We start from the raw sequence: 22,240 nt of genomic DNA, 5'->3' as shown, positions 1-22,240 counted from the left end.
GGCGTTTGTCTTTCAGGGGCAGGGCTTCGTCGCGAGTGGTTTGAATTTCACCGGCTTCGCGCCGTTGAGGGATTCCTCTGGAGGTCCCCGCGACGTTGAACCGGGCCCGGCGGCCAGCGCGCGTGGGGATGCTGAATCCCACAATCCCATCAGGAGAATCACATGCCACGGCTCACGCCGTCATGGAGACACGCGTGTCTGCTCATCGCGGGCACGCTCGTCGTTACCGGCTGCGGAAGTGAAGGCGCGTCGTCCGACGCGGCCGTCATCCGGAGTCAGGGGCACGCGCTGGAGCAGGGCGCGGATCTGATCATCACCGAGCTGCGCGCACCCGACGCCGCCCGCCCCGGGGAGCCGTTCTCCGTCACCGCGACGGTCTGCAACACGGGCTCGGAGCGCGCGTATCCCCAGCAGGGGCCCAACCTCCTGCAGGTGTACCTGTCCACCACCGCCACGCAGCAGGTGCCCGCGCCCGGCGCGCCTCCCCTGCCGCAGCAGAGGACCGTGGGCGAAATCGATGTGGGGCTGGTGGAGGCCCAGCAGTGCGTCACGCGGACGCTCACCGCGTACCCGGAGCCGCCTCCCGGGGCCCTGGTTCCCGGCGCCTTCCACCTGGGCGCCAGCATCGACACCCGGCAGTCGGTGGCGGAGCTGAACGAGGCGAACAACGGCTTCGTCCGCGGCCTGATGGGCGTGGGCCAGGCGCCCGACCTCGTGGTCACCGGGGTGAAGACGCCGCCCGGCGTGCGGCAGGACGCGTCCTTCATCGCGGACGTGCGCGTCTGCAACACGGGGACGGCCTCGTCGCCTCCGACGCAGGCGGCGGTCGTCATCTCCTCGCAGGCCACCCTGGACGCGCCAGCGCCCGGGACGCCGCCCTCCACGCAGGCGCGGGTGGGCGAGGCCCAGGTGCCGGCGCTCGATGCGGGCCGCTGCGTCCTGGTCCGCACGCAGGCCACCGCCCAGCTGCCCTCCGTGTCCCTCCCGCCCGGACAGCCGCTGTACGTGGGCGCCATCGTGGACCCCGCCCCGTCCATCGCGGAGCTGCGCGAGGACAACAACACGCACGTCGCGGGATGGCTGGGCGTGGGTGACGGCCCCGACCTCGTCGTCACCGACGTGACGGGCCCCGCCACCTTCCCGCAGGGCCCCTCGGTGCCCGTGTCCGTGACGGTGTGCAACGTGGGCTCGGCCCGGGCGCCGGAGGTGCGCGCGGACGTGCTCCTGTCCACCCGGTCCTCGCTGACGCCGCTGCCTCAGTCACCGGACCTGGCGACCGAGGTCCCCCTCGCCCACTTCGACGCGACAGCGCTCGAGGCCGGACGGTGCGTCACGCTGTCCGCGCAGGGCCATGCGTACGCGCCCTCCTCCTGGCAGCCGAACACGCCGCTTCACCTGGGCGCGCGCGTGGAGCAGCCGCGCTTCGTCCCGGAGCTGCGGACGGACAACAACACCTTCGTGAAGGGACAGGTGGGCCTGGGCAATGGCGCCGACCTGGTGGTCCGGTCGCTGAAGGCGCCGGCCAACGTCGCGCCGGGGGTGCGCTTCTCCGCGGAGGCGACGGTCTGCAACGTGGGCACCGCGTCCCAGAGCGGCACCGCCCGCATGCAGCTGACCCTCGCCACGGAGCGCGCGGTGGTGTTCCCGGCGCAGCCCGCGCCGTCCAACTCGCGCACCCAGCTCACCGTGGCGGACGTGGACGTGCCGTTCCTCTCCGCCGGCCAGTGCAAGGCGGTGACGGTGGACGCCTTCGCCAATCAACCCCAGGAGGCGCAGCCGCGCCAGCCGCTGTACCTGGGCGCGATCATCGACTCGAACCGGAACGTCGCGGAGCTGCGTGAGGACAACAACACCTTCACGCAGGGCCTGATGGGCCTGGGCTTCGACGCGGACCTCGTCGTCACCGACGTGAAGGCGCCCGCGAACCTGCGCGACGGCCACGCCTTCACCGCGAGCTACACCGTCTGCAACATGGGCCTCAGCCCCGCGTCCTCGCACGCGGTGGCGCTGTACCTCTCCGTGGACGCGGCGCCGCCCACGCTGAACCCCGCGCAGCCCGACAGCGCCCTTCCCGGGTACGCGCTCCAGGGCCGGGCCATCACGAACACGACGCTGACGCCGGGCCAGTGCTCCACGCGGAGCGCGACGTTCAACGCCCTGCGCCCGATGGAGCTGGGGCCCCTGCCCCTGTCCTCCACGCTGAACCTGAGCGCGGTGGTGGACTACCCTTCGGACCTGCGCGTGGACAACAACGGCCTCGCCGTGGGCGCCGTGGGCCTGGGCAACGGGCCGGACCTCGTCATCACCGAGCTCCAGGCGCCCGCCAGCGTGCGGTCCGGAGCGTCGTTCACCAGCGACGTGCGCGTCTGCAACGTGGGCACGCAGCCGACCGGCGCGTCCTCGCAGGTGGCCGTCTACCTGGGCATGGGCAACACCCTGCCGGCGCCCACCGCGCAGGGCGGCGCGCCGTCGTCCGATGGCACGCTGTCGCTCGTGGGAACCGTGAGCGTGCCGGCGCTGGCCGAGGGGGCCTGCCTCACGCAGGGCCTCACCGCGACGGCGGTCCCGCCGACGCAGGCCACGGCGCAGCAGCCGCTGTTCCTGGGCGCCATCGTCGACTCGATGGTGACCCTGCCGGAGCTGCGTGAGGACAACAACACGTTCGTCGCGGGCCTGATGGGTGTGGGCCGGGCCCCGGACCTGGTGGTCACCTCGCTGACCTTCCCGGACACCGTCGCGCCCATCGTGCCGTTCACCGCCACCGCGCGCCTCTGCAACGCGGGCACCGAAGCCTCGTACATGCTCCCGGTGGTGTTCGTCGTGTCCCCGGAGGCGGACTGGACGCTGCCACCGCAGGGCTCGCCGGGGGCCCCGTTCCCCGCGCAGAACCAGTACCTGGCGGGCCAGTTGGACGCGCCGCCGCTGCAGGCCGGCCAGTGCCAGGACCTGCCGGTGACGTTGCGCGCGGACCGCCCCTGGAGCGTGGCCCCGGACGCGTTGCTGTACCTGAGCGCCGTCGTGGATCCGAACCAGGGTCAGCTGGACCTGCGCCGGGACAACAACGTCTCCCCGGGACGCCGGCTGGGCATTGGCACCGGGCCGGACCTGATCATCACGTCGGTGACGGGGCCCGCGAGCGCGCAGCCCGGTCCGCTGGAGCTGGGCGTCACCGTCTGCAACCTGGGCAGCCAGTCCGTGACGAGCGGGCCTCTGGTGAACGCGTACCTGCTGACGCAGCCCACGCTGTCGCCGCCGCCCCCGAACATGCCCATCCCGCCAGAGAACCTGCTGGGAGAGGTGGCCCTTCCGTCCCTGGCGGCGCATGACTGCGTCACGTTGACGGTGAACGCGTTCATCTCCGGCGCGGGCGTCGGACCCGCGGGCACCCAGACGTTCTACCTGGGCGCTGGCGTGGACCGGCACCAGCAGCTGACGGAGGTGCGCGAGGACAACAACACGCTCGTCGGTCCGCGCATCGGCGTGGGTCAGGCCCCGGACCTCGTCATCACCGCCGTGGGCGGGCCGGCCCAGGTGCAGCCGTGGGCGCAGCTGCAGGTGCCCGTCACCCTCTGCAACCAGGGCACGGTGCCCGCGCTGTCCCATGGAGTGGAGCTGCTGCTCTCCACGCAGGCCACGCTGCCGGAGTCCGCCATCCAGGGGGACCCCGTCTCGTCGCCCACCCTGTCGCGGCTGGCCACGCTGCAGGTCCCGAACCTGGACGTGGCGGAGTGCACCACGGTGGAAGGCACCGTCACCGCCACCCCGCCGCCGGGGGCGCAGCCGGGAGCGCCCCTCTACCTGGGGGCGGTCGCGCTGCTGAACGCCCCGGAGCTGCGCAAGGACAACAACGCCTTCCTGCGTTTGTAGGCAGCACGCCGTCGCCGCAACGACTTGCATCCGGAGTCCGCCGGCCGGGCTGCCCGCGCAGCCCGGCCGGCGATTGCCTTTTCCCGGCCCCTGATTCCGGCACGATTGCGCAGGTCTGCCTTTCGTCTCCGGAAGGCCTTGCTTAAAGCTTCTCCCTGCGCCGGACGGCCCCGCCGGCGCCTCGTAGACCACCCATACCCCCAAGGAGAACACATGCCACGGCTATCGCCGTCATGGACACACGCGTGTCTGCTCATCGCAGGCACGCTCGTCAGCACCGGCTGCGGAAGCGAGGGCGCGTCGTCGAACGCGAACCCCGTCCGCGGCCAAGGTCATTCACTGGACCACGGCTCGGACCTGGTCATCACCGAGCTGCGCGCTCCCGACAGCGTTCGCGATGGAGACCCCTTCACCGTCACCGTGAAGGTCTGCAACCAGGGCTCCGCGGCCGCCTATCCCCAGGGCGGCGGAACGATCGTGCAGGTGTACCTGTCCACGACCTCCACCCAGCAGGTGCCCGGCCCCAACCCTCCGCCCCCGACCCAGAGCATCGTGGGCGAGGTGGACGTGGGCCCGCTGGAGCCACTCCAGTGCATCACGCGCCCCGTGAACGCCTACGCACTGCCTCCTCCGGGGCAGCCCGGCACCGCCTTCTATCTGGGCGCCAGCATCGACACCTGGCAGTCGGTGACGGAGCTGGATGAGACCAACAACGGCTTCGTCCTCGGCCTGATGGGCGTGGGCCGCGGCCCGGACCTCGTGGTTTCCGAAGTGCGGACGCCCGCGAGCGTCCGGCCCGGCGCGGGCTTCCTCGCCGACGTGCGCGTCTGCAACGTGGGCACGATGCCCTCGTCCTCCACCGAGGCGAAGATCTACCTTTCCACGCTGGACACCCTGAGCCTTCCCACGCCGGGTTCGCCGGCGGCGACCCAGGTGCCGGTGGGGACCGTCCCCGTGCCGGTGCTGGAGGCGAGCGGGTGCCTCACGGTCCGGACGCAGGTCTTCGCCGAGCCTCCCCCCGCGGCCACCCAGCCCGAGCAGCCGCTGTACGTGGGCGCCATCGTCGACCCGGATCAGCAGCGCCCCGAGCTGCGCGAGGACAACAACACACGCGTCGCGGGCCGACTGGGTGTGGGCCTCGGCCCGGACCTCGTGGTCACCGACCTGACGGGGCCCACGAACGTCTCTCCGGGGAGGCCGTTCTCCGGCTCCGTGAAGGTGTGCAACGTGGGCACGGACCAGGCCATGGATGTGCGCGCGGAGGTGCTGCTGTCCACGGAGGCCGTGCTGTCCTCCTCGCAGGCGCCCGGCGCCCAGACGGAGTCCTTCGTCGCCCAGGTACAGGCGCCGGGGCTGGATGCCGGACGGTGCGTCACGCTGCCGGTGTCCGGCATCTCGTACCCGCCCCCGGCCTTCCAGCCGGGTGCGCCGCTGTACCTGGGCGCGCGTGTGGACGGGATGCAGTCCGTCCCGGAGCTGCGTGAGGACAACAACACCTTCACGAAGGGCACCGTGGGCGAGGGCCATGGCCCCGACCTGGTGGTGCGTTCGGTGAAGGGCCCCGGCAACCTTCCGGATTCCCCTTCGTTCTTCCTGGAGGCGCAGGTTTGCAACGTGGGCACGCAGAGCCTGTCTGGCTCCGCCTACCTGGAGTTCTACCTCGCCACGGAAGCCGCGGTGACGCTCCCGCCGTCGTCCGGGCCCTATCCCATGCAGACCCAGGTTCCGCTGGGCGGGGAGAACGTGTCCTATCTCCCCGCCGGCCAGTGCCAGACGGTGGCGGTGAACGCCTATCGCATCCTGCCCTCGGGGGCACAGCCGGGGCAGCCCCTGTACCTGGGCGCGGCCATCGACCCGTTCCGCATGGTCCCGGAGCTGAACGAGGACAACAACACGTTCATCCAGGGGCTGGTGGGCACGGGCCCGGAAGCGGACCTGGTGATCACGGACGTGCGCGCGCCCGCGAACCTCGTCGAAGGCCAGTCCTTCACCGCGACCTATAAGGTCTGCAACCGCGGCAACACGCTCGCGCACGACTACGGGGTCTCGCTGTTCCTCTCCACGGAGACGGAGCCTCCCGTGTCGCGGCCGCCGCCGGCGCCGCCCGTGTTCGCGGACCTCCAGCGGGCCTATGCCTTCCTGGGGCGCGCCCAGCCCTACGCGACGCTCGCGGCCGGGCAGTGCACGACCGAGCGCTCCACGTTCACCGCCATGCGCCCCATTGACGCGATGCCCTCGCCGTTCGAGCGGCCCCTGCACCTGAGCGCGGTCGTGGACGCGCAGGGACCCGAGCCGCGCACGGACAACAACGGCTTCGCCGCGGGCATCGTCGGCCTGGGCATCGGGCCGGACCTCGTCATCACCGAGCTGCAGGGGCCCGCCAGCGTGCGGCCCTGGGGCTCCTTCACCAGCACCGTGAAGGTCTGCAACGTGGGCACGGGGACGATGAACAGCGGCGCGTACGTGGATGTCTACGTGAGCGTGGACGACACCCTGCCGGCGCCGGACCCGCTGGCGCCTCCGGGCCCATTGCCGATGGGCAGCCATCGGATCGTGGGGAGCGCGCTCGTGCCGGCGCTGAGCGCGGGCGCCTGCGCCACGCGGCAGATCGTCGGGTCGGCGGAGTTGCCGCCCTACGCGATTCCGTTCCGTCCGCTGTACCTGGGGGCCGTCGTCTCCCAGGGCCCGGCGCCGCAGGAGCTGCGCAGGGACAACAACACGCGCGTGGCGGGCCCCTTGAGCGTGGGCAACGGGCCGGACCTGGTGGTCACCTCGGTGGAGGCCCCCGGCACCGTCGCGCCGTATGAGCCGTTCGCCGCCACCGTGCGCGTCTGCAACGTGGGCACCGACTCCGTGAACTCCACCGAGGTGGCGCTCGTCGTGTCCTCGGAAGAGACCTGGGCCCTGCCTCCGCAGGGCTCGCCGGCGCCGTTCCCCGGCCCCGACCAGTTCCTGGCGGGGTTCGTGAACGTCGCGCCGCTCCAGGCCGGGCAGTGCGTGAGCTCCATGGGGATGATGTCCGCGGGCCAACCCCCGGGGGGCGCCTCACCGGGGCAGCCCGTGTTCCTGAGCGCCGTCGTGGATCCGTTCCAGAACCAGCCGGAGCTGCGCGAGGACAACAACGTCTTCGTGAAGGGCCGGCTGGGCGTGGGGTGGGATGCCGACCTGGTCATCACCGCGCTGACGCCGCCCGCCAGCATCCAGCCGGGCCAGTCCTTCACCACCACCCTCACCGTCTGCAACCAGGGCTCCCAGCCCTCGTCCAATCAGGCGCTGGTGACACTGCACCTGTTGACCGTCCCCGAGCTGTCCCTGCCGGCGCCGGGCGCGCCCCCGCCGCCCCAGGATGAGTTCCTGGGCGAGTTCTTCATCCCCCAGCTGGCCGCGCACACCTGCAGCACCACGCCGGTGACAGGCCACTTCTACGGAGCCTGGTGGCAGGAGCGCACGTATTACGTGGGGGCCACCCTGGACCGGAACGGGAGCACCCCGGAGGTGCGCAAGGACAACAACACCTTCATCGGGCCGCGCGTCGGCGTGGGGTCCGCGCCGGACCTCGTCATCACCGCCGTGGGCGGGCCGGAGAACATCGCGCCCCATGACCAGGCGCCGGTCTCCGTCACGGTCTGCAACCAGGGCACGCAGCCCTCCTTCGCGCAGAGAGTGGAGCTCTTCTTCACCACGGAGCCCACACCTCCGGAGCCGCCCCTCCCCGGGATGCCCATGGATCCGGCCTCCGGCGTGTCCCTGGTGGGAACGGTGGACATTCCCCCCCTGCCCGAGAACGCGTGCATCACGCGGGAAGACACCCTCCACGCCAGTCCACCGGCGTCAGGGCCGGAAGTGCCTCTCTTCCTGGCAGCCATCGTGCGCGCCCCCTCTCCCTTCGACGAGCTGCGCACGGACAACAACGCCTTCATGCGGGGCCGCATCGGCGTGGGGTACGCGCCGGACCTGGTCGTCACGGAGGTCACCGCTCCGTTCGCCGTGCGCGGGGGGGAGATGTTCCTCACCACCGTGACGGTCTGCAACCAGGGCACGCAGTCCTCGTGGGGGAACAGCCAGGTGGAGGTCCTCCTCTCCACCCAGCCCACCCTGGCGTTCCCGGACGAGATGCCGTCCTCCGCCACCCAGGTGAGCCTGGGCCAGTTGGACGTGGACAATCTGGATGCGGGGCAGTGCACGACGCGCCAGCTCTTCGCCTCCGCGTACACGCTGCCCGGCTACCAGTCCTCCGGGCTGTTCTACCTGGGCGCGCTGGTGGACTCGCAGCGGTTCGTGACGGAGCTGCGCGAGGACAACAACGCCTTCGTCGAGGGCTTCCTCGCGGTGCTGCCGTAGCCACACCTCGCAGCACGTAGGACGCGCGGGCGTCGGCCGGGGCCATCACGCGCTCCGGGCGGCGCCCGCCGCCGTTTCCTGCACGGCTCAGCGGGCGTCGGTGCGGATCCACTCGCGGTACCACGCCACCAGCCGGGCCACGCCCGCGTCCACGGACACGCGCGGCCGGAAGCCCGTCTCCGCCTCCAGGCGTGACGTGTCCGCCCACGTGGAGGCCATCTCCGCGGGCTGCGCGGGCACGGACGTCACGCGGGCCTTCGCGCCCCAGTGCTGCTCCAGCAGGTCCACGAAGTCGCCCAATGCCACGGGCTCGCCGTGCCCCACGTTGAGCAGCCGGTGCGGCGGACTTCCGGACGGCGGCCGGTCCAGCACGCGCAGCACTGCCTCCGCCACGTCGTCCACGAAGGTGAAGTCGCGCCGCATGCGCCCGTCGCCGTGCAGCCGCAAGGGTTCGCCCTTCGCCAGCGCGCGCAGGAACAGGAGCGGCGCCATGTCCGGACGTCCCCAGGGTCCGTACACCGTGAAGAAGCGCAGGCCGCTGGCGGGCAGCCGGTGCAGGTGGCTGTACGCGTGCGCCATCAGCTCGTTGGCGCGCTTGGTGGCGCCGTAGAGGTTGAGCGGCTGATCCACGGGCGCGTCCTCGCGGAACGGCACCGGCGTGGCCGCGCCGTACACGGAGCTGGAGGACGCGTAGACCAGGTGCGCGACCTTCGCCTCGCGGCAGGCCTCCAGCACGCGCACGAAGCCCGTCACGTTGGTGTCCGCGTACGCCGGGGCCTCCGCGTCCGGGGCCCGCACGCCCACGCGCGCGGCCAGGTGCACCACGCCCTCCGGACGCGCGGCCGTGAACGCCTCGCCCAGCCGGGCCGCGTCGGTGATGTCCCCTTGCAGGAAGCGGAAGCCGCGCGCGCCGGACAGCCGCTGGAGGCGGGAGCGCCGCAGCGCCACGTCCCCGGGGACCGCGTCCAGCGCGTCCAGGCCCACCACCGTGTCACCCCGGGCGAGGAGCCGCTCGCAGACATGGGCGCCGATGAAGCCCGCCGCGCCCGTCACCAGGACCCGCATGCCCCCCTCTTCCCGCGCGAAAGGAAGGCGGCCGTCACGGCACCACCTTCACCGCGTCGATGACGGCCCGGCGAAGGAACGAGTTCCAGTCCGTCGCGGACTGGTAGGCGCTCACCACGGGCTGCGAGCGGAACGTGTCCGTCCAGATGACCTGTCCGTTGGGGTCCACCATGCCCAGCCGCAGCACCACGTCCACCCGGCCCAGCACCGTCGCGCCGGACACGTCCAGCCAGTCCAGGATGACCACCACCGCGGCCTCGGCCTTGTTCTGCTGGACGAAGGACGACACCTCGTCCGTGAGCGGCACCGGGGCCGCGGACTGGCGCGTGGCCACGACCTCGAAGCCCCGCGAGAGCAGCTCCGCTTCCGTCTGGCGGGCCAGCACCGTGCGCGGGTTGCTCTCACCGATGATGTCCTGGCGGAACGTGCCCGTGGGCAGCACGTCCACGCGCGAGCCCGACACCACCACCACCTTGCGGATGGCTCCCTCCGGACGCACCTGCCGTGCGGCGCAGGCCGGAAGGACGAGGGACACGAGGAGGAGCGGGAGGAGTCGTGCGGGGCGCATGCCGTCACGCTAGGCCACAAGCGGCGGGGCCTCCACCCCGACCGCACGCGCCCGCCCGTCAATCGAACAACCCCTGCAGGTAGAAGCCCCCGTCCCGCCCGTCCCGGTACACCCAGGCGGGCCCCAGCCCCTCGAAGTGCACGCGGTAGTAGTCCCGCTGGTACGGGGTGTCCGTCCACCACTCACCACCCAGCCGCTCCGGCCCCGCCATGGCCGTCACCCGGTGCCGCCGGCCCCCCAGGCGCGCCGCGAGCATCTCCCCGGACGGCGCCACCTCCGCGTCCAGCCGGGCCGGCTGGGCCAGCAGCCGCGACGGCCGCTCCCGGGCCGCCCCCGTCTCACGCCAGACGGTGATGGGGGCCGCGGGCTCCTCCGGCACCAGGGCGGACGGTGCGGGAGAGCCTGGGGAGGACAGCAGGCCGCGCCGCGTCTCCGGAGGGTGGAAGGCCCGGGCCGAGTGCGCGGACTCCGGACGGTGCACGGCCTCCAGCGACGCGGCGAACAGCGCCTCCTCGCCCAGCGTCGTCGCCAGCCGCGACAGCACGGCCTCCAGGGCCGCGTCCCCCTCCGGCGCATCCCCCAGCGCGAGCTGCTGGCCCTGGTCCTCGTCGTGCGCGTCCACCCGCACGGCGACCTCCGCCACCGGCCGCTCCAGCCGCAGCTCCCCCAGCCGGTGCCGCGCCAGGTCCAGCAGCAGCTTCGCGCGCGCCGTGGGCCGCGCCAGCAACAGCGGCACCTGGGCCTCGCCGGTGGGATCCAGGCGCAGCACGAAGGTGAGCCGCACCGCCGCGCGCTGGCGTCCGGAGAGCCGCGCGCCCAGCCGGTCCAACAGCGTCTTGAGCGCGAACTGCACGGGCTCGAAGGTGTCCGCGGGCGCGTCCAGCACCACCCGGTCCTCCAGCGCCTCCTCCAGCGGCTCCGGCGTGAAGGGCGTGTCGTCCACGCCCCGGCACCGCGCGTGGATCCGGGCCGCGCCCGCGCCTCCGCGCGCCGTCACCGCTCCGGCCGGCAGCGCCGCCACCTCCCCCAGCGTGGACAGCCCCAGCACGGAGAAGGCCCGCGCCGCGGCGTCCTCCAGCGCGCCCAGCGGCAGGGGCGCCAGCGCGCGGGCCCCCTGCCCCTCCGGCACCACCTCCACCCGCCGGGAGCCATGCCGCGCCAGCACCCGCGAGGTGAACGCCTCCGACGCCATCGTCACGTGCGCGCGGTAGCCCTGCTCGGCGCAGACCTCCAGCACGCGCGCGCCCAGCTCCGCTTCGCCCCCCACCAGGTGCGCGGCGCTCGCGTCGAACCACAGCCCCTCCGGCGCGTCGCGCTGGAAGCCCGGGCACAGGCCGAGCAGCGACTCGCCCAGCGCGGCCAGCGCCTGGGCCTCGTCCTTCGGCCGGTACGGGAAGTGCCGCAGCCCGGGCTCCAGCGCCGTGGCCGCCGTCAGCGTCATCCCCGGCCGCACGCCGGCCTTCAGCGCGCGCGTGGAGGCGAAGGCCACCCGGCGCTGGCCGCGCACCTCCTCCACCAGCACCAGCGGCTGGCCCGCGAGCGCGGGCGATTCAATGACCTTGCGCTGCACCGGGAAGCGCATGACGTGCAGGTAGCCCCTCCGCATGGCCTGCCTTCCTCAGCGACCTTCCGGCGACAGCGCATCACCCATGGAGGGCATGGGCGCGTCACGGCCGGGCCGCTGGCCCAGGATGCCCAGGCCGTTGCGCACGCGGTCGCTCGCGTCGCGGTAGAAGCCCGGCCCCGCGTCCCCTGCCTGATCCACGTCGGTGTCCAGCAGCGGCGCCCCGGCGTCCAACCCCACCTCCGGGTAGAGCTCCCGCCAGGGGCGCACGACGCGCGTCCCCACGCCACCGCCCCGGCTGCGCTCCAGCTCCACGGACCAGCCCTGGACGCCCCGGGCCTCCAGCCGCAGCCGCGCGAGCCCGTCCGCGGGCGCCTCCGGCGACGTCAAGAGCAGCACCAGCGTCCCGCCCCGCGACGCCGCGTCCACCAGCTTGCGCGCCTCCGTCAGCGCCAGCCGCTCCGGACGCCCCGCGGCGCCCACGCCATGCGAGAGGTCCAGCACCACCGCCGTGAAGGCGCCGCTGCGCGCGAGCTGCACGGCGGACCACACCCGCTGCGCGAAGGCCCGGGGCCGCACGACGAGCAGCCGCTTCAGGTCCACGCCCAGCGCCGCCGCGGCAGGAGGATAGAGCTCCTTCGGACCGTCCACCCACGCGCACAGGCGCAGCTCCCGGTGCGCGGACGCCACCGCGCGCAGCGCCAGGCTGGTGCGCCCCGACGCGGCCTCGCCGCACAGCTCCACGGAGGTGCCCAGCGGCAGGCCTCCCTGCGGCAGCAGCGCGTCCACCGCGTCCACGCCCGTGCGCAGCACCGACAGCGCGCGCCGGGGCGCCGCCTGCAACTGGCGGATCCGTTCGCGCAGCTCCTCCACCACCCCCAACCCCGCCGTCCGCTCCACCGCCGCGCTCATGCCGCCTCCAGGTCCGCGCCCCCTCCACCGGTGCGCGCATGAGGCCAGTATCCGAAGCCGTCTGACACCCCAGCAGGCGGCATTCCGAGCGCGTGAGACCTGTCGCGTCGGGTGCTCCACTCGATGGGAGGGGTCGGATCCGCGCGCGTCACTTCACGTGGCACCGGACATGACAGGTCACGCTCCGCGCCAAAGAAGAAGGGCCCCGCGTCCTTCGCGGAGCCCTTCGGGGTACGGCGCGCGGATCAGCTCCGGGCTACCCGGCGCACAGCACCTTCACCTCCACCTTCGTGTCGCCCACGCGCCGCAGGCACGGGCCCAGGAAGAAGAGGCGCGCGGAGCGATTCTCTCCGGAGGGCTCGTAGCGGAAGTCGCCGTTGGCCGCGGTGCACGTCTGCACGGAGCCGTCCGCCCGCGTGACGTACACCACCGCGAGGCGCGGATCCGGCAGGTTCACCACGTCCACGCTCTGCGCCACCGTGGCCAGCGCCGCGATGTCGAGCAGCGTCTGCTGGTAGCTCGGCTTGCAGATGGAATCCAGGTTCGCCCGGGTCGCGTCGAACGCCTTCGCCATGTCGCTCTGCCGGTAGCCGGGCCCGTAGGACGTCGGGCAGTCGACGTTGCGCACGTAGGTCGTGCTCCCCACCAGCTCCGTCGTCAGCTCCGCGCGCTTGTCCGACAGCGCCACCGGCCCGATGGTCGCCCACAGCACCTCGCGCGACGCGCCCGTGCCGTCATGCAGCCCCTGGAAGGCCTGGTAGTACTCCGCCACCGGGGTCAGCTTGTCCCCCTGCACGGTGCAGGAGTCCACGGACGTGTCCAGCCCCAGCGTCACCGGCGGCGGACGCTGCGTGGAGCTGCAGTCCTCCTCGTCGGACACCACCACCACCAGCAGGCGGGCGCCGTCCCGGAGGAAGCCCGCGTTGCCACCCTCCGACGTGGGCCGGGTGGCCAGGGGCGAGGCGACCGCCAGCCGCACCGCTTCGAACGGGGTCTCCTGCCCGCTGCCCGCCGTGCCCTGGTTCACCAGGCGCTGGAACTTGTCCAGGAGCAGCGGATCCGTGCCCTCGATGAAGCGCTCGTCGGTGGGCTTGCCGGCGTCGTCCTTCACCGGCTGGAGCCGGCCCTCCTGATCCGGGAAGGAGCGGATGGTGTCCGCACCGTTCGCCAGCAACAGCCGCTGGTACACGGAGGTCGTGATGACCCCCACGCGGAAGTCCTGGGCCACGCCGCTGCCCTCCTTCAGCGCGGCGAGGAACGCGGGCAGCTCCGTCGCGATGCCCTGCTGCTCCTCCTCCATGGATCCGGAGTTGTCGATGACGAAGAGGATGTCCGTCTTCTGGGGCGCCAGCACCGGCGGGGTGGCCTCGCAGGCGTCGGGCACCGTCGAGCCCGCGTCGTCCACGGGAGAGTGGCATCCGAGCGCCAGGAGCGCGGACAGCGACAGCAGGTGGGCGCAGGTGTGGAGCTTCACATCGGCCTCCAGTGCGGGGGCGCGCGCTCGCGCACCGCATCAAGCGTGAGAGGGGGCGAGCATGCCCCACCCCTTCGCCGGACGCGAGACTTCTGGGCCGTTAATAGAGGAGCGTCGTACAGCCGACGAGGCACGGAAATAACGCACATCGCGTTTGCCATGTCCCGTTTGGTTGTTACGTTGGTTCATCCGCCGCAGAAAACAACCGGATGGTTCACCGGCCCGGCCGCTTGCTGACCGGGTTCAAGCAAGGAAGAGGCCGAACTCCCATGTCTGACGAGAAGAAGAAGGGCACCGCGGCCAGCGCCATGCCCACCGCGATGGCCCCTCCGGGGCTCATCAACAAGGAAGACATCCCGCAGGTGCTGCCCATCCTGCCGCTGCGCAACAGTGTGTTCTTCCCCGGCGGTGTGCTGCCCCTGGCCGTCGGCCGCCAGAAGACCATCGCGCTGATCAAGGACGCCGTCCGTGACGACCAGGTCATCGGCGTCGTGACGCAGCGCCGCGCCGAGGAAGAGGATCCGGGCGCGTCCGACCTGTACACGATGGGCACCGTCGCCCGCATCGTGAAACTCCTGAAGATGGGCGAGGACAACTACTCGCTCGTGGTCCAGGGCCTCGCGCGCTTCCGCGTGATGGAGCTGGTGCAGGAGGCCCCGTACCTCAAGGCCCGCGTCGACGCGGTGGAGGACAAGACCTCCTCCGAGAACGTCGAAGTGGAGGCCCTGGGCATCAACCTGAAGAAGCTGGCGCGCGAGGTCATCGAGCTGATGCCCGAGCTGCCGGCCGCCGCCACGGAGCTGGTGGAGAGCATCACGCATCCGGGCCACCTGGCGGACCTCATCGCCGCCAACGTGGACGTGCCCATCGAGGAGAAGCAGGCCGTGCTGGAGACGGTCGACCTCAAGGCGCGCATGAAGCTCGTCCTGGAGCTGCTCAACCGCAAGCGCGAGATCCTCAAGCTCTCCAACAAGATCGACTCCGCCGTGAAGGGCGAGATGTCGAAGACCCAGCGCGAGTACTACCTGCGCCAGCAGCTCAAGGCGATCAAGGAAGAGCTCGGCGAGATGGGCGAGGAAGAGGAAGAGCTCGACGAGCTCCAGGAGCGCCTGAAGAAGGCAGCCCTGCCCCCCGAGGTGGAGAAGGTCGCCCAGAAGGAGCTCAACCGCCTCAAGACGATCCCGGCGGCCTCCAGCGAGTACACCGTCGCGCGCACCTACCTGGACTGGATCGCGGACCTGCCGTGGTCGAAGGTGTCCGAGGACAACCTCGACATCGAGAACGCGCGCCAGCAGCTGGACAAGGATCACTTCGGCATCAAGAAGGTGAAGAAGCGCATCCTGGAGTACCTGGCCGTCCGCAAGCTCAAGAACGACATGCGCGGGCCCATCCTGTGCCTCGTCGGTCCCCCGGGCGTCGGCAAGACGTCGCTGGGCCAGAGCGTGGCCAAGGCCACCGGCCGCAAGTTCGTGCGCCTCAGCTTGGGCGGCGTGCGTGACGAGGCGGAAATCCGTGGCCACCGCCGCACGTACGTGGGCGCGCTGCCGGGCCGCTTCATCCAGAGCATGAAGAAGGCCGGGACGAAGAACCCGGTCATGATGCTGGACGAAATCGACAAGCTGGGCGCGGACTTCCGCGGCGACCCGAGCGCGGCGCTGCTGGAGGTGCTGGACCCGGAGCAGAACAGCACGTTCAGCGACCACTACCTGGACGTGGCGTTCGACCTGTCGAAGGTCATGTTCGTCGCCACGGCGAACCAGCTCGACCCCATCCCCGGTCCCTTGCGCGACCGCATGGAGATCATCGAGCTGACGGGCTACACGTTCGAGGAGAAGCAGGCCATCGCCCGCATCCACCTCGTGCCGAAGCAGCTCAAGGAGCACGGCCTCAACGGGGACCACATCGAGGTGCAGGACGAGGCGCTGCTCATCCTGACCACGTCGTACACCCGCGAGGCGGGCGTGCGTAACCTGGAGCGCCGCATCGCGGACATCTGCCGCGCGGTGGCGGTGGAAGTGGCCGGCGGCAAGCTGGAGAAGCAGGTCATCGGCGCGGAGCGCGTGAAGGAGATCCTCGGGCCCGAGACGTTCTACTCGGAGGTCGCGGAGCGCACGGAGGTTCCCGGTGTCGCGACGGGCCTCGCGTGGACCGCGGCGGGTGGCGACCTGCTCTTCATCGAAGCGACCAAGATGGCGGGCAAGGGCGGCATGACGCTCACCGGCCAGCTGGGCGACGTGATGAAGGAGTCCGCCACGGCGGCGCTGAGCTACCTGCGCAGCAAGGCGGAGTCGCTCGGCATCAACCCGAACTTCCTCGAGAAGACGGACATCCACCTGCACTTCCCCGCGGGCTCCATCCCCAAGGATGGTCCTTCGGCCGGCGTCACCATCCTGACCGCGCTCACCAGCCTGCTGACGGGCATCCGGGTGCGGCACGACACGGCGATGACGGGCGAGGCCACGCTGCGCGGCCTGGTGCTGCCGGTGGGCGGCATCAAGGAGAAGGTCCTGGCGGCGCACCGCGCGGGCATCAAGCGCGTCATCCTGCCGGAGCGTTGCCGCAAGGACCTCATCGACGTGCCGGATCAGGCGAAGAACGAGCTGGAGTTCATCTTCGCCACGCACATGGACGACGTGCTCAAGGCGGCGATGGAGACCTCTCCCTTCAAGGAGGGCGTGGTTCCGGCCACCACCACGACGGACACGCCTCCGGCGGAAGTCCGGGCGTAACGAAGTCCAGCGCTTGAAGTGACGCGGGCAGGTTCCTTCACGGGAACCTGCCCGTCGTCTTTGCGGGCCCCCTGCCCTGCTTCAATGCGGGTGCAGCACCAGCGGCAGCGTGGCGGGCCCGCGCACCACCAGCGTGCGGTGCCACGTCATGGGCTCCGGGCCGGCCTGCAGGTGGCCCACGGCGTCCAGCAGCGCCTCCAGGGCCAGGCGTCCCTCCATGCGCGCCAGCTGCGCGCCCAGGCAGAAGTGGATGCCGTGGCCGAAGGGCAGGTTCTGCGGGCCGGGGCGGGACAGGTTGAAGCGGTCGCCGTCCGGGAAGTGCGCCTCGTCGTGCGCGGCGGAGCCCAGCAGCACCAGCACCGGCGCGCCCTTGGGCAGGCTCACCCCGCCCAGCTCCACCTCTTCCGTGGTGAGGCGCGGCGCGGCCTGGGCGGGCGGCTCGTAGCGCAGGACCTCCTCGATGAAGCCCGGGATGCGCGAGCGGTCCGCGCGCAGCTGCGTCCAGATCTCCGGGTGGTCGCGCAGCACGACGAGCGACGCACCCAGCAGGTGCACCACCGTCTCGATGCCGCCCACCAGGAGGAGCGCCATGAACGCGATGAGCTCGTCCTTGGACAGGGCCTCGCCGTCCACGCGGGCCTGTTGCAGCTCGCTGACCAGGTCCGTGCCGGGCGCGCGGGCGCGGGCCTCCAGCACCTCGCCGAAGTACTGGCGCAGCTCCGCCACCGCGTCGCGGGCCCGCTGCTTGCGGTCCTCCTCGTCCGGCTTGACCGTGGTGACGCCGCCGGTAATCAGGTCCGCCCACTGCTTCAGCCGCGTGGCGCGGGAGGGGTCCAGGCCCAGCAGGTCGCTGATGACGGCGGCCGGGATGCGCAGCGCGTACGGCGGCATCAGGTCCACCGGCACGCCCCGGGGCAGCTCCGCCACCGCCTGCCGGCAGAGGTCGCGCACGCGGGGCTCCAACTGGGCCATGGCCGCCGCGCCGAAGGCCTTCTGCACCAGCACCCGCAGGCGGGCGTGCTGGGGCGGGTCCATGGTGAGCATGGACTCGGAGAAGGGGTTGCCGCCCAGCCAGGGCGGATTGGTGGCCACGCGGAAGCCCTGCGAGGAGAAGCGCCGCGGGTCCTTGAGGACGCGCAGCACGTCTTCATGGCGCGACACGGCCCACATGCCACCGGGCTCCACCTGACACACGGGGGCCTCGCGGCGCATGCGGGCGTAGGTGGGATAGGGGTTGGCCTTCACTTCCGGAGACAGGAGGTTGAAGCGCTCGCTCATGACGGGCAATACGCAAGCAGCGAACGGAATTGGCACTCACGCCAAGGAGCGGACCATGAAGTACGCCAACCTGGGTCACACGGGCCTGCGGGTCTCCCGCATCTGCCTGGGCTGCATGAGCTACGGCACCCCGAAGTGGCGCCCGTGGGTGCTGGACGAGGAGGCCTCGCAGCCCTTCTTCCGCCGCGCGGTGGAGCTGGGCGTGACGTTCTTCGACACGGCGAACATGTACTCGGACGGCGTCAGCGAGGAAGTGACAGGCCGCGCGCTGCGCAAGTACGCGAAGCTGGACGAAGTGGTGCTGGCGACGAAGGTCTACTTCCCCACCGGCAGCGGCCAGAACGAGCGGGGCCTGTCACGCAAGGCCATCACGCAGGCCTGCGAGGCGAGCCTCAAGCGGCTGGGCGTGGACACCATCGACCTCTATCAAATCCACCGGATGGACCCGAACACGCCCATCGAGGAGACGCTGTCCGCGTTGGATCAGCTCGTGCGCCAGGGCAAGGTGCGCTACCTGGGCGCATCTTCCGCGTACGCGTGGCAGTTCATGCGCGCGCTGAGCGTGTCCGAGCGCAACAGCTGGGCGCGCTTCGTATCCATGCAGAACCACTACAATCTGGTCTACCGCGAGGAGGAGCGGGAGATGCTGCCCCTCTGCGAGGCGGAAGGCGTGGGCGTCATCCCCTGGTCGCCGCTCGCGCGCGGGCTGCTCGCGGGGTCGCGCAAGTCGCTGGACGACAAGGAGGCCACGACGCGCGCGGGCTCCGACACGCTGTCGCCCATGCTCTACAACCAGCCCGGGGACTGGGACGTGGTGGAGGCGGTGAAGCAGGTGGCGGAGGCGCGCAAGGCCCCGCCCGCGCAGGTGTCCCTGGCGTGGCTGTTGTCCAAGCCCGTGGTCACCGCGCCCATCATCGGCGCGACGAAGCCCGAGCACCTGGAGGACGCGGTGAAGGCCGTGAACCTCAAGCTCACGCCCGAGGAGATCAAGGCGCTGGAGGCCCCCTACAAGCCGCACGCGGTGCGCGGCCTGTAGTCCGTGCCACCTCCGGTGGACGCGCTTTCAACGCTCGTTCACGAGCACGTCCACCTTCTTCTCCAGCGGCTTCACGTCCTCGAAGAACGAGTCCATGGAGTGCGCCGGGGCCACGCGCAGCACCGGCGGCAGCAGCGAGCGGGAGAACTCCAGCGTCTCGCTGAAGGGCTCGTTGCCCAGCAGCTCCGACACGTTGGTGAGCGCCAGCACGCCCACCGACGCGATGACGAGCCCGCGCACCAGCCGCCGGCCCTGCCAGCGCGTCACGTAGCGCAGGTGCCAGTAGATCCCCCACCCCACCAGCCCCAGCACGACCAGCGTGCGCACGAAGCCCAGCCACGCGCCCAGCGAGAAGCTGAAGCTGAACAGCGCGAACAGGGGCGGCGCCACCGCGAAGCCCAGCAGCATCAGCGCGCCAATGGTGGCGTGCACGCGGAAGTGGAAGCTGCGGCGCGCGATGCGGCTGGCCAGGGACCAGCCTCCAGCCCACAGCAGCGTCAGCCCCAGCGGCAGCACGCTGGACAGCAGCAGGTCGCCCCAGTCCGTCTTCGTGAACTGGGTCACCCGCTCCGAGATGAAGGACATGGCCACCAGCGCCTGCAGCGCCAGCGCGAAGGCGCGGGGCCGCTCGAAGATGCGCTCGCGCGGGGCGGCGGGCGCTTCGTTGACGACGGTGTCCTCCACCACGAAGTTGCGCGGCCGGAAGCGCAGCACCGTGTCGCCCACGGACACGCGCGTGTCCGGCGTGACGACCAGCTCCTTCAGCGCGGCCCAGGGCTCCACGCTGAACGTGCCGTTGACGCTGCCCACGTCGTGCAGCACCACCGCGCCGTCCTCGCGCCGCTCCAGGCGCAGGTGCTCCGCGGAGACCTTCGGGTCGTCCAGGATGATGTCGTTGGCGTAGCCGCGCCCCACCGTCACCGGCAGCCTGTCCAGCCGGTGGCGTGACTGGACGGCGTCCCCTTCCAGCACCTCCAGGAAGATCACTTCGTCCACGACAGGCCCTCCAGGTAGCGGCGCGCCAGCTTGCGGGCGTTCTCCGCGGAGAAGCCGCCCAGCGTGAGGCTGGTGTCCACGCCGTGCGTGGGCGCGTTGAGCGTGGCCGCGCGCAGCACCAGGTCGTAGAGGCCCGGGAAGCGGCGGTAGGCCCGCAGGCAGAGCGCCGCGCGCACCGTGAGCCCGTTCACGTCCACGAACTCCGACTTGCAGCGGAAGTTGGTGACGTCCTCGCGCGTGGCGGCCACCGCGTCCGGGTCCTGGGAGAAGAGCGTGCTGTAGAGCGCGGAGAAGCGCATGGCGCCCAGCTTCTGGCTCTCCACGTGCTGGTGCAGGTAGGCCACCACGCCCGTGCGGTGGCTGGAGGACAGGAAGATGTCCTCCTCGGAGGAGCACTGGTAGCTCGTCACCGTGTAGGGCGTCTCCGGGTCGTGCGGCGTGTCGCCCCAGCACTTGAGGAACGGGCTCCAGCGGCCGGGGACGCGGTACTCGCCCAGCGCCTGCTTGGGCAGGTCCGTGGCCATCAGCCGGTCCGTGATGCGCTGCTGGTTGGCCATCAGCTGATCCTTCACGGACGTCAGCAGCGCGGCCGGATCCGGCGGTGCCTCCTGCGCCAGCGCCCGGTCCAGCAGCGCCCGCGCGCGCGCCACCGGCACGAGGAAGCCCACCTGGTTGCCCATGGTGGCCACGTTGACGCCCACGACGCCGCCCTCGCCGCTGAGCGTGGGCCCGCCGCTCATGCCGGGGTTGATGGCGCCGGTGAAGTGCACGCGCTCATAGAGGGCGTCGCGCACCAGGCCGTTGTACGTGCCCTCCACGATGGTGGTGCCCAGGTCGCGCGGGTTGCCCATGGCGAACAGGCGCGTGCCCTGCGGCGGTTCGTGCTCCTCCAGCTTGAAGTAGTCGCTGACGGGCGCGTCCATCTGGATGACGGCCAGGTCGCTGGCCACGTCCACCGCGAGCAGCCGCACCGGCACCGTCGCGTCGCCCCGGTCCAGCTCCGCGGTGTAGTCCTCCGGGTGGAGCACCAGGTCGGAGACGACGTGGTAGTTCGTGAGGGCGTGGCCCTTCGCGCTCACGAAGAACGCGGAGCCGATGGAGGACTTCGTCCCGGAGCGGCGCTCGATGATGCGCACCTGCGAGACGCGCCCCTGGATGCGGCGGAACAGCTCGTGCGTGGCGGGGGGCAGCGAGGCCACCGGCAGGGGCGGCACCACCGCGTCCGCGACGCCAGCGTCCGGCGCCGGCAGGACGACCGGCGGCGCGCTGGCCCCCGAAGGCTCCGGAGGTGCCACGGGCCCCTGCGCGAGCACGGCGACAAGGAGGAGGGAGAACATGGGCGGCGGCACCGTATCCCACCGCGAGCCCCACCGGGGGACGCTGTCGCCCTCCCGCAACCCCCTCCTACGCGGAGGCCGGTCCCTCTCCCTGCCGGCGGCGGCGCCAGGCCGCGTACGACACCAGCAGCGCCCCGGCCAGGGTGCCCGCCAGCGCTCCCGCGAGCCGCCGGGACACGACGCCCGCCACCGGGGCCTCCATGCGGAAGGTCTCCAACGAGGCGCGCACCCGGGGGGCCATGGCGTCCCAGCGGTCGGCCGGCGCGCTGACCGTCACCACGGCATGGCGCCCCTCCGAGGCCAGCGCCGTCACCAGCACCGTGCGCACCTGCCCTGCTTCTCGCAGCGTGCCCAAGAGCTCCACCCGGGGCACCGGCCCGCCCACGCGGTCCACCCGCTCCGGCGTCAGCGCCACGCCCAGCTCGCGCTGGAAGTGCTGCATCACCGCGGTGGAGAACGCGTCGCGCTCCGAAGGGCTGGCGGAGAAGCCCCCCTCCACCACCGCGATGAGGAACGTGGCCGCGTCCGGCCCCTCCCCGTCCGCCAGCGCCGCGGACAGGGCGCGCGTGCGCACCCCGTCCGCCGACACCGCGCCCGCCTGCGAGCCGGCGTAGCGCTCCCAGCGCGCCATGCGGAACGTGTCCGGCGGCCGGAAGCTGTAGCCGTCCCGCCGCAGCTCCGTGCCCAACGCGCCGGACAGCGACAGCCACACACCGGTGAGCACGGGCAGGAGCACGGACGGAAGGATAGCGCGAAGCACGGGAAGTCCCGGGCCCCTTCGCGCCCCTGGGGCATGCGGCCCGTCGAGCGCTCCTGTTTCCGCGTGTGACATCCCGGGCGGGCAGCAGTTACTCTGCCGCGCGAGATGACCCCTGCCGTCCGGGCCGACATGGAAGCACGTGCCGACCGCGCCCTGCGCCGGGGCGAGCTCGCGGAGGCGTTCGAGCTCTTCGAGCACCTGCTCGCCGCCTTTCCGCGCGAGGAGGCGCTGGCCCTCAAGCTGGCCCACCTGCGCGAGAGCCTCCAGCCGGAGGAATTGCAGCACCTGAAGAACCGCGTGCGCGAGCCCCAGC

The 22,240-nt window shown here is 71.9% G+C and carries 13 protein-coding genes and 1 pseudogene; 5 read left to right on the top strand and 9 right to left on the bottom strand.

What is annotated here, in order from left to right; all coding sequences use genetic code 11:
• Positions 1–162 precede the first annotated feature (162 nt).
• Together JYK02_RS36350 and JYK02_RS36345 are read left to right on the top strand one after the other, a co-directional pair.
• Complete coding sequence (locus JYK02_RS36350; protein WP_207057554.1) at positions 163–3,867, top strand: CARDB domain-containing protein; 3,705 nt, start codon at positions 163–165, stop codon at positions 3,865–3,867.
• A 213-nt stretch (positions 3,868–4,080) separates the two neighbouring features.
• Positions 4,081–8,208, top strand: a complete 4,128-nt coding sequence (locus JYK02_RS36345; RefSeq protein ID WP_207057553.1) for a CARDB domain-containing protein — start codon at positions 4,081–4,083, stop codon at positions 8,206–8,208.
• 87 nt (positions 8,209–8,295) lie between these two features.
• On the opposite strand, the gene JYK02_RS36340 is transcribed toward JYK02_RS36345, so the two are convergent.
• From JYK02_RS36340 to JYK02_RS36320, 5 genes are all read right to left on the bottom strand, one after another.
• Positions 8,296–9,273, bottom strand: coding sequence for an NAD-dependent epimerase/dehydratase family protein (locus JYK02_RS36340; protein ID WP_207057552.1), 978 nt, complete (start codon positions 9,271–9,273; stop codon positions 8,296–8,298).
• A 34-nt stretch (positions 9,274–9,307) separates the two neighbouring features.
• Positions 9,308–9,841 (bottom strand): hypothetical protein, encoded by a 534-nt coding sequence (locus JYK02_RS36335; protein ID WP_207057551.1) that lies wholly within the window; start codon positions 9,839–9,841, stop codon positions 9,308–9,310.
• A 58-nt stretch (positions 9,842–9,899) separates the two neighbouring features.
• Entirely contained in the window at positions 9,900–11,447 is a 1,548-nt protein-coding gene (locus JYK02_RS36330) for a Y-family DNA polymerase (RefSeq protein WP_207057550.1), read from the bottom strand.
• Between the two features lie 12 nt (positions 11,448–11,459).
• Complete coding sequence (locus JYK02_RS36325; protein WP_207057549.1) at positions 11,460–12,317, bottom strand: ImuA family protein; 858 nt, start codon at positions 12,315–12,317, stop codon at positions 11,460–11,462.
• A gap of 256 nt (positions 12,318–12,573) precedes the next feature.
• Entirely contained in the window at positions 12,574–13,791 is a 1,218-nt protein-coding gene (locus JYK02_RS36320) for a VWA domain-containing protein (RefSeq protein WP_207057548.1), read from the bottom strand.
• 269 nt (positions 13,792–14,060) lie between these two features.
• On the opposite strand from JYK02_RS36320, the gene lon reads away from it, so the two are divergent.
• Positions 14,061–16,520, top strand: coding sequence for an endopeptidase La (gene lon, locus JYK02_RS36315; RefSeq protein WP_207057547.1), 2,460 nt, complete (start codon positions 14,061–14,063; stop codon positions 16,518–16,520).
• A gap of 81 nt (positions 16,521–16,601) precedes the next feature.
• Here lon and JYK02_RS36310 read toward each other — a convergent pair whose 3' ends face one another.
• Complete coding sequence (locus JYK02_RS36310) at positions 16,602–17,798, bottom strand: cytochrome P450 (protein WP_207057546.1); 1,197 nt, start codon at positions 17,796–17,798, stop codon at positions 16,602–16,604.
• 55 nt (positions 17,799–17,853) lie between these two features.
• Between JYK02_RS36310 and JYK02_RS36305 the strand changes: the two genes are divergently transcribed.
• Positions 17,854–18,834: an aldo/keto reductase gene (locus JYK02_RS36305; protein ID WP_207057545.1), complete on the top strand. Its 981-nt coding sequence runs from the start codon at positions 17,854–17,856 to the stop codon at positions 18,832–18,834.
• A gap of 27 nt (positions 18,835–18,861) precedes the next feature.
• Here the strand turns inward: JYK02_RS36305 and JYK02_RS36300 are convergent, their stop codons facing one another.
• The 3 genes from JYK02_RS36300 to JYK02_RS36290 form a co-directional block, all read right to left on the bottom strand.
• On the bottom strand, positions 18,862–19,830 hold the full coding sequence (locus JYK02_RS36300) for an FHA domain-containing protein (protein ID WP_207057544.1): 969 nt from the start codon (positions 19,828–19,830) through the stop codon (positions 18,862–18,864).
• Positions 19,818–21,167 (bottom strand): trypsin-like peptidase domain-containing protein, encoded by a 1,350-nt coding sequence (locus JYK02_RS36295; protein ID WP_207057543.1) that lies wholly within the window; start codon positions 21,165–21,167, stop codon positions 19,818–19,820. Before JYK02_RS36295 ends, JYK02_RS36300 begins: the two co-directional genes overlap by 13 nt.
• A gap of 67 nt (positions 21,168–21,234) precedes the next feature.
• Positions 21,235–21,927, bottom strand: a complete 693-nt coding sequence (locus JYK02_RS36290; RefSeq protein ID WP_431603523.1) for a hypothetical protein — start codon at positions 21,925–21,927, stop codon at positions 21,235–21,237.
• 129 nt (positions 21,928–22,056) lie between these two features.
• Here JYK02_RS36290 and JYK02_RS36285 point away from each other — a divergent pair.
• A pseudogene (locus JYK02_RS36285) lies at positions 22,057–22,240 on the top strand (hypothetical protein); the annotation flags it as partial.

The sequence above is a fragment of the Corallococcus macrosporus genome, from assembly GCF_017302985.1.
GTDB lineage: Bacteria > Myxococcota > Myxococcia > Myxococcales > Myxococcaceae > Corallococcus > Corallococcus macrosporus_A.
This window is presented reverse-complemented; position numbering and strand designations above follow the sequence as displayed.

Excerpts from the sequence above, each read along its gene's own strand:
- JYK02_RS36350 (WP_207057554.1), top strand. The coding sequence starts at position 163 with ATGCCACGGCTCACGCCGTCATGGAGACACGCGTGTCTGCTCATCGCG.
- JYK02_RS36345 (WP_207057553.1), top strand. The coding sequence starts at position 4,081 with ATGCCACGGCTATCGCCGTCATGGACACACGCGTGTCTGCTCATCGCA.
- JYK02_RS36340 (WP_207057552.1), bottom strand. The coding sequence starts at position 9,273 with ATGCGGGTCCTGGTGACGGGCGCGGCGGGCTTCATCGGCGCCCATGTC.
- JYK02_RS36335 (WP_207057551.1), bottom strand. The coding sequence starts at position 9,841 with ATGCGCCCCGCACGACTCCTCCCGCTCCTCCTCGTGTCCCTCGTCCTT.
- JYK02_RS36330 (WP_207057550.1), bottom strand. The coding sequence starts at position 11,447 with ATGCGGAGGGGCTACCTGCACGTCATGCGCTTCCCGGTGCAGCGCAAG.
- JYK02_RS36325 (WP_207057549.1), bottom strand. The coding sequence starts at position 12,317 with ATGAGCGCGGCGGTGGAGCGGACGGCGGGGTTGGGGGTGGTGGAGGAG.
- lon (WP_207057547.1), top strand. The coding sequence starts at position 14,061 with ATGTCTGACGAGAAGAAGAAGGGCACCGCGGCCAGCGCCATGCCCACC.
- JYK02_RS36310 (WP_207057546.1), bottom strand. The coding sequence starts at position 17,798 with ATGAGCGAGCGCTTCAACCTCCTGTCTCCGGAAGTGAAGGCCAACCCC.
- JYK02_RS36305 (WP_207057545.1), top strand. The coding sequence starts at position 17,854 with ATGAAGTACGCCAACCTGGGTCACACGGGCCTGCGGGTCTCCCGCATC.
- JYK02_RS36295 (WP_207057543.1), bottom strand. The coding sequence starts at position 21,167 with ATGTTCTCCCTCCTCCTTGTCGCCGTGCTCGCGCAGGGGCCCGTGGCA.